The following is a 13,678-nucleotide window of genomic DNA, read 5'->3' on the forward strand; positions in this document are numbered from 1 at the left end:
ATTATTTTGTGATATGATAATGTATATTAAAACAAAGACTATATAAAAACAAAGACTACATAAGATTTACTATGTTTTTTATTTATTCTATTATAATTAAAACTTAAATAAAATAATCGAATTTATTTCAATGACTTCTTTGGTTTTTAAATAAATTACAATAACTTATGTGTATTATATTGTTATATAATTACGAAAAAAATTTAAAATTATAGTTTTTTATCACACTTTTATCTATGATTTTAAACTTAAATTGGTAGAAAATTAAAAGGATTCTTAATGTTGACAGTTTTTGGTTTTCATACAGATGATAAACTATATACGAAGCATGCTCAAATTTTAGCTGAATCAGCAAAAAAATTTAATATTCATATTCTATTAAAGCAATTTTCAAAAGATGACTGGCAAACCATTATTGCATTTAAGCCTGTGTTTATTTCGCAAATGCGTCGTGAAACTCATGGCCCACTTTTATTTGTTGATGCTGATGCTATAATTCTTGAGGATATCCGGCCATACTTCAATGCAATTGAAGAAGATATTGCAGTACATTACATAGATAATAAGCGTTTAATTAGTAGTACTATTTTTATAAATGACACTAAAAATGCACATTCTCTGATGGATGAATGGGAGAAGCGTATGTTGCAAAATCCAACTATTTGGGATCAGATTATTTTACAAAACTTGGTTGATGAGTGGCATGATGCAGGCCTTATTACATTAAAAAAGCTACCACCAAACTATACATTTATTTTTGATACATCTCGTAATTTATATGGGGATAAGATTCAACCTAGTATTGAACAATTACAAGCAAGTAGAGATAAGCGTTGGATACAGAAATATGAGCAAAGAAATTCAATTTATCAATGGATAATGCGTTCTTCTCTACTGTCAAAAAGTACTAAAAAGATTGTTAAACGACATAATAGATCTCTTGCGAAAGTCGTTATTGCAAGTTCATCCGGTTTACCAGTGCAGCGATTAAGTTAATGCGTAAACCGAATCTTTTCCGTCTATTTCGATAGCGTTCACTTAGTATTCTAAATCTTTTCAATTGACTGTTAATATGTTCGATTACAACTCGTATTTTTCCAATCATTTTATTGTAATTTTTCTCAGCATCAAATAAGGGTAAATTCTTCTTTTTCTTTATTGGCATCAATAATTTAAAGCCATCTTGCTCTAATCCATAGTACCCTAAATCGGTCATAACATAGTCACAATGTTTGAATTTCTTAACTGTTTTTCTTGCCAATTTAATATCATGCTGACTGCCAGACGATATATCTACTCCTATGATTTGTTTGCTCTTCGGATGATAGATCACTTGGGCTTTTAACGTATGTTTCTTCTTTTTACCACTGTAGAACTTACTCTGATTTTTTTTTCGGGCGTTCTATTAAGCATTCTGTCGCATCAATAATTACCCAGTTAAATTGTTCGTCTGCTGTGGTAATGCTTCGTTTTGGCAGGGTAAAACGTCTTGATTTCATTAATGCATCTTCAACCTTTTTAATAGTTCGATTCACATTACTTTCAGCGATATGGTAATTTGCCGCCAATTCCAATTGGGTGTTGTAGCTCCGTAAGTAATTGAGTGTTAGTAATAATTGATCCTCTATAGCTAAAGTATGAGGACGCCCTAATTTCTTTTTAAGTGATTCTGCTTCTTTTAAAACTTCGACCATTTCACTAAAAACTGCTCGAGGTACACCAACCAAGCGCTGGAATTCAGAATCTGAAAAACGATTTAATTTCTGATATTTCATGAAATCTATATTGAGGCAGTTTTTACTTTCGCAAGAGGTCTAATGAAGTTAATGCACGAACAACAAAGTTAGGAATCGATATTAAGTTAACTTTAAGTGATTTAATTGAATAATTAAAATTTATTGATAAATATTACTTTCATCAATTATTTTCCTAAACCTCTTATACCCCCACAAATACTGTTCTGGAGCGACATTAATCATTCGCTCCATTTCTTTATTTAAGGTATCAACCGACAGTCGTAAATCTTTAGATAAAATATCATTTGATAATTTAGTCACGTAAATATCATAGCCGGATAAATCATTACGTCTGAGACAGCTTAAACCTACGACTGAACATTGTGTTTTAGCTGCCAGTTTGGAAAGAAGCGTAGAGGACAGCGCATTTTGACCATAAAAATAAGAATAGATTCCACCAGATTCTTTAGGAACATGATCCGGCAAAATTGCAGAAAAACCACCCTGTTTTAAATACTTAAACACAGCACGTACACCAGAGTCATCGGTTGGAACCAGTGTCGCATTCAGGCGTTGCCGAGCTTCCAGCATAAAACGATCGACATCTTGATTCTTACTAGGCTTATACATAATCACAGGGGCGGTGTGTTGATTCACCCAGACATTCAACAGCTCCCAAGTGCCAAAATGAGGCACCACAGCCAAGCAGCCCTGAGGATTTTGTAAAGCCTGAAGGAAAATGTCTTCGCCATGCACATCTCGAATTAAAGACAGCGCATATTCAGAAGATGAACCCCAAATTTTGACTGATTCTGCATACGTCATGCACTGACTTTTGAGGCTGTGTTTGGTCAAATCAGCCCGTTCAACTTCAGAAAGTTCAGGATAAGCAGAGGCCAGATTAATCTCAGTCACTCGGCGTGCAGAAGAATGACTGAGATACAAAAGAGACCCAGCCAGTTGCGCAAGATTTTGAATGAATCTTAATGGAAGCTTGGAGAAATTTTTGAGTAGGGTGTACATGGTATTCAGATGGTCAGATTATAGGTCTTTGTCCGGATTGCCCTTCAGCACCATATAAATCAAACCGACAAAGATCAGCAGAGCACCTAAAATACTGCTCAGGCAAAAATACACAATACGCTCATTGGTATCGAGGTTGAACAGGTTGTTGGCAAGGATATAGCGCATGAACAGCCATTGAACCACTGAAAATACAATAAGCATAATGCTGCGATTACGAACTGCAGGACGCATAGCCATTGCTAATTACCTTAGATTAAAAACTGTGGCTATTATGCCACTGTTCCAGATGTGACTCAATCACACAAAAAAGCCCCGCACGAGGCAGGGCTTTTTCACTTAAAACGTCAAGAATTATTCCTGAGATTCAGCTTTTGGTTTTTCACGTAAGCGAATACCAAGGTCTCGCAATTGATTTGATTCAACTGGAGCAGGCGCTTGCGTTAATGGACATTCAGCAGTCTTGGTTTTCGGGAATGCAATCACGTCACGAATAGAAGATGCACCAGTCATCAACATCACCAGACGATCCAGACCGAATGCCAAACCACCATGCGGAGGAGCACCGTAACGTAATGCATTTAATAAGAAGCTGAATTTCTCTTCCGCTTCTTCTTCACCAATACCAAGTGCTTCAAAGATCGCTTTTTGCATTTCAAGGTTATGAATACGCAGTGAACCACCACCGACTTCAGTACCGTTCAATACCATATCGTAAGCAACAGACAACGCAGCACCTGGATTGTTCTTCACTTCTTCTACGCTAGATTTAGGCAGCGTGAATGGGTGATGCACAGATGTCCATTTACCATCATCAGTTTCTTCGAACATTGGGAAGTCAACCACCCAAAGTGGCGCCCACTCGCAAGTTGATAATTTAAGGTCATGACCGATCTTCACACGAAGCGCGCCCATCGCATCGTTTACAACTCTCGCTTTGTCTGCACCGAAGAATACGATGTCGCCATTTTCAGCGCCAACACGTTTCAATAGATCAAGCACGATTGGCTCGATGAATTTCACGATTGGAGATTGAAGACCTTCGATGCCTTTTTCAAGTTCGTTGACTTTGATGTAGGCCAAACCGCGTGCACCGTAGATGCTTACAAATTTGGTGTATTCATCAATCGCGCTACGTGGCAGTGAACCAGCACCCGGCACGCGAAGCGCAACGATACGACCTTTAGGGTCTTTTGCAGGACCTGCGAATACTTTGAACTCAACGTCTTGCATTAAGTCTGCAACGTCAACCAGTTTCAAAGGAATACGCATATCTGGTTTGTCAGACGCATAGTCACGCATTGCATCGTTGTATGTCATGCGTGGGAATTTATCAAACTCTACGTTTAGAAGTTCTTTGAACATCTTCACGGTTAAAGTTTCCATTAAATCCATGATGTCATCGTCACTCATGAACGATGTTTCAACGTCGATTTGGGTGAATTCTGGCTGACGATCCGCACGCAAGTCTTCATCACGGAAACATTTCGCGATTTGGTAGTAACGATCGATACCACCCACCATCAACAACTGTTTGAACAGCTGTGGAGATTGTGGCAGTGCGTAGAAGCTACCGTTAGATACACGGCTTGGTACTAAATAGTCACGCGCACCTTCAGGCGTTGCACGAGTCAAAATTGGGGTTTCAACGTCTAGGAAACCATTGTCTTCGAAGTAGTTACGAATCAGGTTGGTTAACTTAGAACGGAAGCGTAAACGATCTAGCATTTCTGGACGACGGATGTCCAGGAAACGGTATTTCAAACGAATTTCTTCAGAAATATTGGTGTTTTCGTCATTCAAAGGGAATGGCGGAGTTTCAGACTGAGCAAGAACTTCAATTTCTTTACCCAAGACTTCGATTTGACCGCTCACCATATTGGCATTTTCTGTGCCTTCATAACGGCGACGTACACGGCCTGTAATTTTTAATACAAATTCTGAACGTACTTTATCAGCAGTTGCGAATGCTTCAGGAGTATCTGGGTCAATAACCACTTGAACAAGACCGTCACGGTCACGCATGTCAAGGAAGATTACACCACCGTGGTCACGGCGACGATGTACCCAACCGCATAATGTTACGGTTTGGTCAATTTGAGCTTCGGTTAAAGAACCGCAGTAATGAGTTCGCATCATAGCGTTAGAAATCCAACTATATGGGTTAAGGTCAGCGAATACGTAAACAGCGTACCGCTTTGAGTAAAGGTAGGATTATGCCTCTTTGGGCATGTTGTCACAAGAACTTGGGTCAAAAACAATATCATTTTAAAGTGAATAGGGGAAAAGCCAGTGCTTTGTTTAACCCATCCTGCGATCTCTGTCTAAAAATAAAAACAATAAACAGCCCAGACTGAAGGTGATCAGAAAGCCTTGGCTAAATTCATTGATCGAGCGACCAGTAAAATAATAGAGGTCCGATTGCCAGACTTCCGTAGAGATATAGCGTGCATAATCCCAGACAGAAAATAGGCCGGTAAATATAGAAAAGAGCAATAAGCCCCAGGCAAACGATTTGATTTTCAGACTGACTGCAAGATAGTGCTGATGAGTTTTGTAGTAATGCAGGCTCATCCACAGGATAAGAGGCAAGACAATCACTGAGGTGCCAATCTGTAAAATTCGGTGCAGCGGATAACTTTGTCCAAGCAACTGAAAATGTTGGGCTAAGACGTTATGAAAGGCAAAAGTTCGAAAGTCGACATGCGTTAGTCCATCCCAGATTAAATGGGTGGCTGTACCAATGATGACTGCCAGACACATCACCAGGATGAATTTTAGTGCTGAAAGGATATTGTGAATCTTTAAATCATGCTGAATACCGATGAAACGGTAAATAGCTGGGCGATATAGACCATACCAGATCATGCAGAAAATAAGTCCGATCCACAGGTCAGGATGTATCAGCGAAGACCATAAATGCGTGATATTTGAATTACTCGAAGTAAAGAGACGATATAAATCGGGCACCATACAGCCAATCGCCAGCGCAGCAACAGGAAGTCTATTCCCAGTCAAATATGAAATAGGTGGAGCAAGCACAGCATGCGACAAGGTAAAGGGCATAAAGATAATGCTTTAATGTAATCAAAAATATTCAAAGGACATTCTAATAAAATATAGCACTGAGTATCGTAAAGGATTGCAAAAATAATGAAATGTTATATTATAACATTCACCCAGATTACTGAATTTGAGCTTCGGTCATGTCCTTCCCTAAGAATCTAATAACATTGTCAATTTTTGCTGTAGTTGCGCCTACAGTATTTGCAGAGCAATCTTCCTCTTCTATCCCGGTTCAGACCATGGACACGATTCAGGTGCAAGCTCATCCATTGGTGCAGACTGCGGCAGATTTTGCGGTTGCGGATCAGGTCGTGGGTCAGAAAGCACTGTCTGAACGCGCCACCACCATTGGTGATGCCTTGGCAGATGAGCTTGGTGTTTATTCTAATCAGTTTGGCAGCGGTGCCAGCCGTCCCGTTATTCGTGGTCAGGATGGCCCACGCGTAAAAGTATTGCAGCATGCGTCTGAAACAGCGGATGTGTCCACTTTATCTCCTGACCATGCTGTCACCGTTGATCCGATTCTTGCCAAACAGGTTGAAGTGATTCGTGGTCCATCTACGCTGCTTTATGGTGCCGGTACAGTCGGTGGTCTGGTCAATGTCACTGACCAGAAAATCCCCACTCAAATGCCGGAAGATGGTCTGGAAGGAACTGTTGGACTACGTTACAACTCGGGCAGTGATGAAAAACTGGCAAGTGCAGGCGTGACTGCTGCAGTCGGTGAAAATTTTGCCCTGCGTGTCGAAGGTACTAAACATAAGGCCAATGACTATATTGCTCCGGATTATGTTCATGAGCATGGTGATGAATTGGAAAAAAAACGTCGTGTAGGTAATACCTTTGCTGAAGGCCAGACTGTAAATATTGGTGGGTCATGGATTCATGATCGTGGTTTTGTGGGGCTATCTTATAGTAACCGTCAGGATGAATATGGCTTGCCGGGGCATAGTCATGAATATCATGGCTGTGTATTGCATGGTGATCATTTCCATGACTGTCCAGAGCCGGGTGCTACCGCAGAGCATGAAGAAGAGCATGGCGGACCATGGGTAGATCTGAAATCTGAACGTTATGAAGTACGTACTGAACTGGAACAGCCTTTTGCCGGTTTTGACAAGTTACGTGCCCATGCCAGTTTTACTGATTATGAGCATGATGAGCTGGAAGAAAATGAAGTCATCAGTAATTTCAAAAGCAAAGGCTACGATGGCCGTCTAGAACTAGTCCATGTTCCGGTTGCTGGTTGGGAGGGCGTAATTGGCACCCAATATAGCCAGCAGAAAATCAATCTGGCTGCTACAGAACATGATCATCATGAAGATGGTGACGAGGATGATGAAGAACATCATGTCCATGGTTCAAGCGTGGTCATGCCAGATACTAAAACTGAAAAATACAGTCTGTTTGCCTTAGAGCATAAACAACTCAGTGATGTGCATGTCGAACTGGGTGCACGTGTTGATCATCAAAAAGTACAAGTTGAATCTGAACAGAAAAATTATTCAGGCACAGGCGTCTCTGCTTCTGCCGCTGCGAATTGGGAATTTGCCCCGAACTATAAGTTATCCATTGTAGGTTCACATCAGCAACGTTTACCACTGGCGCAAGAGCTGTATGCCAATGGCCTGCATTTTGCCACCAATACCTATGAAGTCGGTAATCCTGATCTGGATAAAGAAAGCTCGAATAACCTGGAGCTGGGTTTCGAATATGAAGGTGCTAAGCTGGATTATCATGCACATATTTACCATAACTGGTTTGATGACTATATCTACGGTGCGACAACCGCCAGAAATGGAAATTTGCGTGGGGTAGAATATACCCAAGATAAAGCCCGTTTCTATGGGGCTGAAGCGGAAGCTACTTATGCATTAAATGATACATACAAGCTTGGTGTATTCGGTGATTATGTGCGCGGCAAAATTGATGGTGAAAATGCACCCCGTATTCCAGCAGGCCGCTTAGGAACCAAGGTTGAAGCAGACTTTGCTGATGGCTGGTCAGGAATGGCAGAGTATTATCATGTCTTTAATCAGGACAAAACGGCCAGATATGAAGATGAGACCCAAGGCTATAATATGGTCAATGTCGGCCTAAGCTATGCCAATAGCATTGCTGATAAAAATGCCTATCGGGTTTATTTTAAAGCCAATAATCTGCTCAATGATCAGGTCTATTCGCATAGCTCATTCCTGTCGAATATTCCGCAAGTCGGACGTAATTTCACAGTCGGCGTACAATATGATTTCTAGGATTCAGATGAAATAACTGACCGAATCCAAGTACTGTCACTGAAATAGACTTGAAAAATCATCAGATTAAACCTAGCCTGAGCATATTGGGTTAGGTTTTTTCTTATGCGTATCTTTCAACGAATTCACAATAAACTGAACTGGTCAAACCGCCGTTATGCGGCCTTGATCATTGGTGTGCTGATGGCCAGCTATCTGGCTTCAGCAATTTATCATACTTATAAACCGTTACCTGAAGGGCTGAATTACACGGGTAAGCTGCGCCATGCACAGGTGAAATTTCTGGTCGATCAGACTTATCTGGATGCACAGGGCAAGCAACAACTGGATCATCAGATTTTTAATGAAATGCTGAAGATGGTTGAGGAAGCAAAATCCCTGATCGTGCTGGATATGTTCCTGTTTAATCAGCAAACCGGTGCCTCTAAACAGGAACATCAGGCACTCAGCAAACAGCTCACAGAGGCCTTACTCAACAAGCGATTGATGCAGCCTGAAGTGGAAATCAAATTTATTACCGATCCGATTAATTCTGTCTATGGTGGAATTACAGCGCAGCATTATCGTGAACTGCGTCAGGCAGGAGTAGATGTAATCGAAACCAATCTGACACCGCTGCGTGCTTCTAATCCAAGCTGGTCAGGTTTCTGGTATCTATGCTGTCAGGGGATTGGCAATAATCCGGAAAAAGGCTGGTTGCCGAATCCGTTTGGTCCAGAAAAAGTGACCTTACGCAGCTATTTCGACTTGTTTAATTTCAAAGCCAATCATCGTAAAACACTGGTCGTTGATACAGATCAGGGCTGGAAAGCACTGGTCACTTCAATGAACCCACATGATGGCAGTTCACGGCACTCCAATATTGGTCTACTGGTCTGGGGCAGAACAGCAATTGATATTCTTGCAACAGAACAGGCAGTCGGGATCATGTCTCAAGCCAATATGCCGGCTGTGATTGCAGGTGAATTTGAAGCAGAAAAAAACCAGCCTCAAGTTCAGGTGCTGACTGAAAAAGCCATTTATGAGGGGGTTCTAAAGCTGCTTGAAACGGCGAAAGCAGATGAGCAGATTGATCTGGCCATGTTCTATCTGTCAGAACGTAAGATTGTGAAAGGGTTGATTGCAGCACATGAACGCGGAGTGAAACTTCGGATTTTACTTGATCCAAACAAAGATGCATTTGGGCGTGAAAAAAATGGCATTCCTAACCGGCAGGTGGCTTCAGAACTGCATAAAGCTGGTATTCCGGTACGCTGGTGTAATACTCAAGGCGAGCAATGTCATAATAAAATTCTGATGAAATATGGTGCCCAGCAATCTGAAATGATTTTAGGTTCCGCTAATTTCACGGCACGTAACCTAAAAAATTATAATCTGGAGACCAATCTGCGTGTGGTGGGACAACCTCAGGCGGAAGTCTTTAGCGATGCGCAGCAGTATTTCAATACGGCCTGGTCTAATTTGAATGGTCGTTCCATGAGCGTGGACTATGCTCAATATGCTGAAGAGTCATTCTGGAAATACTGGTTATACCGTTTTATGGAATGGAGTGGTTGGTCGACGTTTTGATTTTAAATCCCTCCTAACCTCCCCTTAAAAAAGGGAGGAAAGTCCCTCTTTATCAAAGAGGGATTTAGGAAGATTTCTAGTATTAGCTTTTTGATTCTGGATTAGGCGGAACCAGTTGATCCAGTTCCTTATCTGTCAGCTCATCCAGTTCCTTATCTGTCAGCTCATCCAGTTCAGAAATATCAGTCTTGATTTTCCATTGTGCTTCATCATCCACCGGATTTGGTAAACGTGCTTCTAGCCAGTCACATACCACATCTGGTGAAAAGTCAGCATGATTGCACTGGATCACCCAAGACAGGAAATCTTTGGCTACACCATTCATATAAGGCGGTGGAGAAACTGGAATAAACTGAGTCGGCAGGCGCTCATTTTTAGAAATATAGTTCAGGACATGACCCAATTCCTGCACAGTTTGCCATGCTAAAGGATGATCGACATTGATCTGAAATTTAAACCACCAGGCCTGTTTCCCATCCGAGCCATAGCTATCAATCAGTCCTTTTTGAACACTGGGTACCTTGCAAAAATATTCATATAAACGATCGAAATTTAAATCAGACACAGTATGCAACTCAAAGCATTAAAAAAGTGATATTAGCATACGCACTTCAGCGCTCATCACGCAAGCCTATTAAAGTCATGGAATCAATTACAAAACTTTGCAGCAGCAGGAGATTTATCCATATTTTCTGCATGGGTTTTGGTTAAAATATGGTCAGAAATCTTTGGAGGACGCACTTATGAAAACATTAGCTTCAGGTGCATTGCTGGCTTCATTCCTGTTCGGTATTGCGGTGCCCGCTTGGGCGGATAATGCCTGGGTAGGCTATACAGGTGTTGATCGTTCTAAACCTCAACATCGCCCTTCATCGCGTCCTCATTATGCACCACAGCCTCCTCATTCGCAGCGGCCTTATTATCCGCAACGTCCATCCCATGGCGGATATTATCCTCCTGCGCAGAGCCAAAGCGGGTTCAATATCCAGTATCAGGCACCGACCACGATTTACCAGAATTCCAATAGCTATAGCTGGGTCAATGGTGATCCAAATGTGGCTCGCATTGAAAGTTCGAGATATACAGTGATTAGTGACTGGCAGCATTTGGGATTACCGGCACCACCACGCGGAAGTTACTGGATTTATGAAAATGGACGTTATGTATTGATGAATAATCGTTAAAAGAAATTCCCTCTCTTGTTAGGAGAGGTGATTAATTACCCTCTTGCGAAGCAGTGCTTCTCACCTTTTGCAAAGAGGGACTTTTCTATGACTATGCCAACTCATCATCTTCAGGACGTGGAGTTTTACCTTCTGGTAATGGCTTTTCGCTATGCTTGTCACGAATGACAGATGGATAGGTCCAGGACGCATAACGGACCACCAGAATGGCAAAAGCCAGAATCAGAATCGAACCGGTAATAATAACCTGATCCATGCTGGCTTTGTGTGTATGCTGAATATCAGAAATCAGTAAACGGGTCAGGGCAGTAATTGCAATATAAATCAGGAACCGGACCGGCATATGATTGGTCTTGAAATAGATGCCGACCATGGCACCAAGTTCCAGATAGATAAACAGCAAAAGAATATCGTCAATGGTGGCAAACTGTTTGACGGTTAAAATCTCAAATACGGTATGACCTGCGGACCAGATCACCATACAGCCAATAATAAACAGCGCAAGATAATGGAAACTTTCAACGGCAAGGTTGCCAAAACGGTCGAGGAGAGTTTCTATTCTTTTTACTTTAGACTCAGATTTACTCATGTTCTCCTCCAGATTTTTCATGTGAAATAACATATGAACAGGAAAGAACTAGCAAAGATCATGCACAAAAAGAGAAAAATAAAATAAAAGTGAAAATATTCGAACTTTTGCACTTTTTTGCACTAACTTGTTATATTGTATGAGAACTACATTGAATAAATAGGAGAAAAAAAATGTTGGACAAAATTCAAACAAAAATTAGTCAATTAGAAGCAGGAAAAAAATTAATCCTGGGCGCGGGGATCAAGGCTGAAGAGATGCAGAAGGTACTTGAACTGTGTGAATCTCTGGAGTCGCAAGGGGGAATTAAAATCGTGAATAAGCATTTCAATCCTAAAATAACGACGCAACCAGATACGATCTTGATTGAAAAAGTATAATGTATAAAAAGCCCTGCAGATGCAGGGCTTTTTATATGGATTCACGTCAAGATTAAGCTTGAGTCGTAAAGTAATCTTCAGAGAAATTCATCACTACTTCACAGCCTGCTTTTACTTTGGTAATACGCAGTGCAAGTTCAGGCAAGATGCGTTGCGTGAAGTAACGCGCAAGCGCAAGTTTATTTTGGTAGAACTCGCCATCTTTGTCTTTTGCAGCATTGGCAATGCGCGCAAACATATAAGAGAAGCTCAATAGGCCTACTGCGTGTAGATAATCAACCGCTGCAGCATTCGGGAATTCTGCATTTTCGCCAGCAGCTTCAAGCACGAACTGAGTTAACGATTCGACTTCAGTAGCTGCATCTAAAGTTGCATCTTTAATGAAGTTCAGGTCTGCGTCCAACTGGTTCGCAAAGTCACGGATTTCTTCGATGTATTCACCGATGTACGCACCGCCACATTTAATGGTTTTACGGCCGATTAAATCTTGTGACTGGACACCGTTGGTTCCTTCGTAAATCTGTGAGATGCGCAGGTCACGGATACATTGTTCCATACCCCATTCACGGATATAACCATGTCCACCAAAGACCATTTGTGCATCTAGGGTTGCTTGGAATGCAGTATCCGTTAGGTAAGCTTTCGCGATTGGTGTTAACAGCGCCACACGGTCATTGGCTTTTTTCACGGCTTCAGGATCAGTCGAGAACTTGGTGATGTCCAGTTGTTGACCTACATACACGGCAAATGCACGAGATGCTTCATTGTTCGCACGAACATTCAGCAACATACGACGTACATCACCATGTACTAAAATGCTGTCTGCCGGTTTAGCCGGTGATTGGGCACCAAGTGCACTACGACCCTGTAAACGGTCTGTCGCATATTGCGCAGCATTTTGATAAGCAAATTCTGAGGCGCCTAGACCTTGGATGCCCATAGACAGACGCTCGTAATTCATCATCACGAACATGGCAGCCAGACCTTCATTTTCTTTGCCCACCAGGTAACCTTTGGCACCGTCAAAGTTCATTACGCAAGTTGCAGATGCCTTGATCCCCATTTTGTGTTCGATTGAACCTGGACCAACCGGGTTACGTTCACCAATTGAACCGTCTTCATTGACCAGGAACTTCGGTACAATGAACAGGGAAATACCGCGAGAGCCGGCAGGCGCATCAGGTGTTTTTGCCAGTACCAGGTGAATAATGTTTTCAGCAAGATCGTGGTCACCACCAGTGATAAAGATTTTGGTACCGGTAATGCTATACGTACCATCTTCATTACGTTCAGCTTTGGTTTTGATAATACCCAGATCAGTACCAGCATGTGGTTCAGTTAAGCACATGGTGCCTGACCATTCGCCAGAGTAGATTTTAGGCAGATAGGTTTCTTTTTGCTCTTGAGATGCATAGCTGTTTAAAGCCATACCTGCACCCACAGAAAGAAGCGGGTAGAGCATGAAAGATGGGTTAGTTGCAAACAGCATTTCATCAGAAAGTACGGTGAGCATTTTCGGCATTTCCTGGCCGCCCCATTCTGCATCGGCACCCAGACCGATCCAGCCACCTTCAGCATATTGTTTGAATGCTTCTTTAAAGCCAGCAGGTGTGGTGACATTGCCATTTTCATATTTTGCGCCTTCTTCATCGCCGGTACGGTTCAGAGGAAGCATGACGTTTTGCGCAAACTTCGCCATTTCTTCAAGAATAGCTTCTGCTGTGGCAGTATCCAAGTGGGCAAGATTTTCATTCGCCTGCCAGAACTGTTCTGCATTGAAAACATCATTCAGGATGAATTTCATATCAGCAAGTGGCGCGTTATAAATTGGCATAGTATGTCACCTGTTTTATTGTTTAATTGGATTGTTTTGGCT

Annotated in this window: 13 protein-coding genes; 5 read left to right on the plus strand and 8 right to left on the minus strand. The window is 41.8% G+C overall.

The annotated features are described in order from the left end of the window. Window positions 1-279 precede the first annotated feature (279 nt). Window positions 280-996 carry a putative nucleotide-diphospho-sugar transferase gene (locus FOC32_RS07180; protein ID WP_228761288.1) on the plus strand — a complete coding sequence of 239 codons (717 nt, stop codon included), beginning with the start codon at window positions 280-282 and terminating at the stop codon, window positions 994-996. Here the strand turns inward: FOC32_RS07180 and FOC32_RS07185 are convergent. The 5 genes from FOC32_RS07185 to FOC32_RS07205 form a co-directional block, all read right to left on the minus strand. Further along, a protein-coding gene (locus tag FOC32_RS07185) for an IS5 family transposase (protein ID WP_085064288.1) occupies window positions 953-1,775 on the minus strand; the annotation gives its coding sequence in 2 pieces (ribosomal slippage) (window positions 953-1,393 and window positions 1,395-1,775; 822 coding nt in all). The genes FOC32_RS07180 and FOC32_RS07185 overlap by 44 nt on opposite strands. Before the next feature lie 120 nt (window positions 1,776-1,895). Further along, complete coding sequence (locus FOC32_RS07190; RefSeq protein WP_175966680.1) at window positions 1,896-2,759, minus strand: lysophospholipid acyltransferase family protein; 864 nt, start codon at window positions 2,757-2,759, stop codon at window positions 1,896-1,898. An 18-nt stretch (window positions 2,760-2,777) separates the two neighbouring features. Further along, the gene (locus FOC32_RS07195; protein ID WP_004733007.1) at window positions 2,778-2,999 is read right to left on the minus strand and encodes a hypothetical protein; all 222 of its coding nucleotides are present in this window, start codon (window positions 2,997-2,999) and stop codon (window positions 2,778-2,780) included. A gap of 114 nt (window positions 3,000-3,113) precedes the next feature. Then, window positions 3,114-4,898 carry an aspartate--tRNA ligase gene (gene aspS, locus FOC32_RS07200; RefSeq protein ID WP_175966682.1) on the minus strand — a complete coding sequence of 595 codons (1,785 nt, stop codon included), beginning with the start codon at window positions 4,896-4,898 and terminating at the stop codon, window positions 3,114-3,116. Between the two features lie 162 nt (window positions 4,899-5,060). Beyond that, on the minus strand, window positions 5,061-5,825 hold the full coding sequence (locus FOC32_RS07205; RefSeq protein ID WP_175966684.1) for a DUF4184 family protein: 765 nt from the start codon (window positions 5,823-5,825) through the stop codon (window positions 5,061-5,063). Window positions 5,826-5,965: 140 nt separating this feature from the next. Between FOC32_RS07205 and znuD the strand changes: the two genes are divergently transcribed. After that, complete coding sequence (gene znuD, locus FOC32_RS07210) at window positions 5,966-8,080, plus strand: zinc piracy TonB-dependent receptor ZnuD (RefSeq protein ID WP_175966686.1); 2,115 nt, start codon at window positions 5,966-5,968, stop codon at window positions 8,078-8,080. Window positions 8,081-8,185: 105 nt separating this feature from the next. Continuing rightward, window positions 8,186-9,649 (plus strand): phospholipase D family protein, encoded by a 1,464-nt coding sequence (locus tag FOC32_RS07215; RefSeq protein ID WP_175966688.1) that lies wholly within the window; start codon window positions 8,186-8,188, stop codon window positions 9,647-9,649. Window positions 9,650-9,731: 82 nt separating this feature from the next. Here the strand turns inward: FOC32_RS07215 and FOC32_RS07220 are convergent, their stop codons facing one another. Beyond that, on the minus strand, window positions 9,732-10,214 hold the full coding sequence (locus FOC32_RS07220) for a hypothetical protein (protein ID WP_175966689.1): 483 nt from the start codon (window positions 10,212-10,214) through the stop codon (window positions 9,732-9,734). 178 nt (window positions 10,215-10,392) lie between these two features. On the opposite strand from FOC32_RS07220, the gene FOC32_RS07225 reads away from it, so the two are divergent. Continuing rightward, window positions 10,393-10,833 (plus strand): RcnB family protein, encoded by a 441-nt coding sequence (locus FOC32_RS07225; protein WP_175966691.1) that lies wholly within the window; start codon window positions 10,393-10,395, stop codon window positions 10,831-10,833. Between the two features lie 91 nt (window positions 10,834-10,924). On the opposite strand, the gene FOC32_RS07230 is transcribed toward FOC32_RS07225, so the two are convergent. Next, window positions 10,925-11,422: a phosphate-starvation-inducible protein PsiE gene (locus FOC32_RS07230; RefSeq protein ID WP_104426607.1), complete on the minus strand. Its 498-nt coding sequence runs from the start codon at window positions 11,420-11,422 to the stop codon at window positions 10,925-10,927. A 173-nt stretch (window positions 11,423-11,595) separates the two neighbouring features. Here FOC32_RS07230 and FOC32_RS07235 point away from each other — a divergent pair, with 173 nt between their 5' ends. After that, entirely contained in the window at window positions 11,596-11,802 is a 207-nt protein-coding gene (locus FOC32_RS07235) for a hypothetical protein (RefSeq protein WP_004782155.1), read from the plus strand. Between the two features lie 52 nt (window positions 11,803-11,854). Here the strand turns inward: FOC32_RS07235 and FOC32_RS07240 are convergent, their stop codons facing one another. Beyond that, complete coding sequence (locus FOC32_RS07240) at window positions 11,855-13,636, minus strand: acyl-CoA dehydrogenase C-terminal domain-containing protein (protein WP_005232064.1); 1,782 nt, start codon at window positions 13,634-13,636, stop codon at window positions 11,855-11,857. Window positions 13,637-13,678 lie beyond the last annotated feature (42 nt).

The organism is Acinetobacter sp. FDAARGOS_724, from assembly GCF_013364475.1.
Classification (GTDB): Bacteria; Pseudomonadota; Gammaproteobacteria; order Pseudomonadales; family Moraxellaceae; genus Acinetobacter; species Acinetobacter variabilis.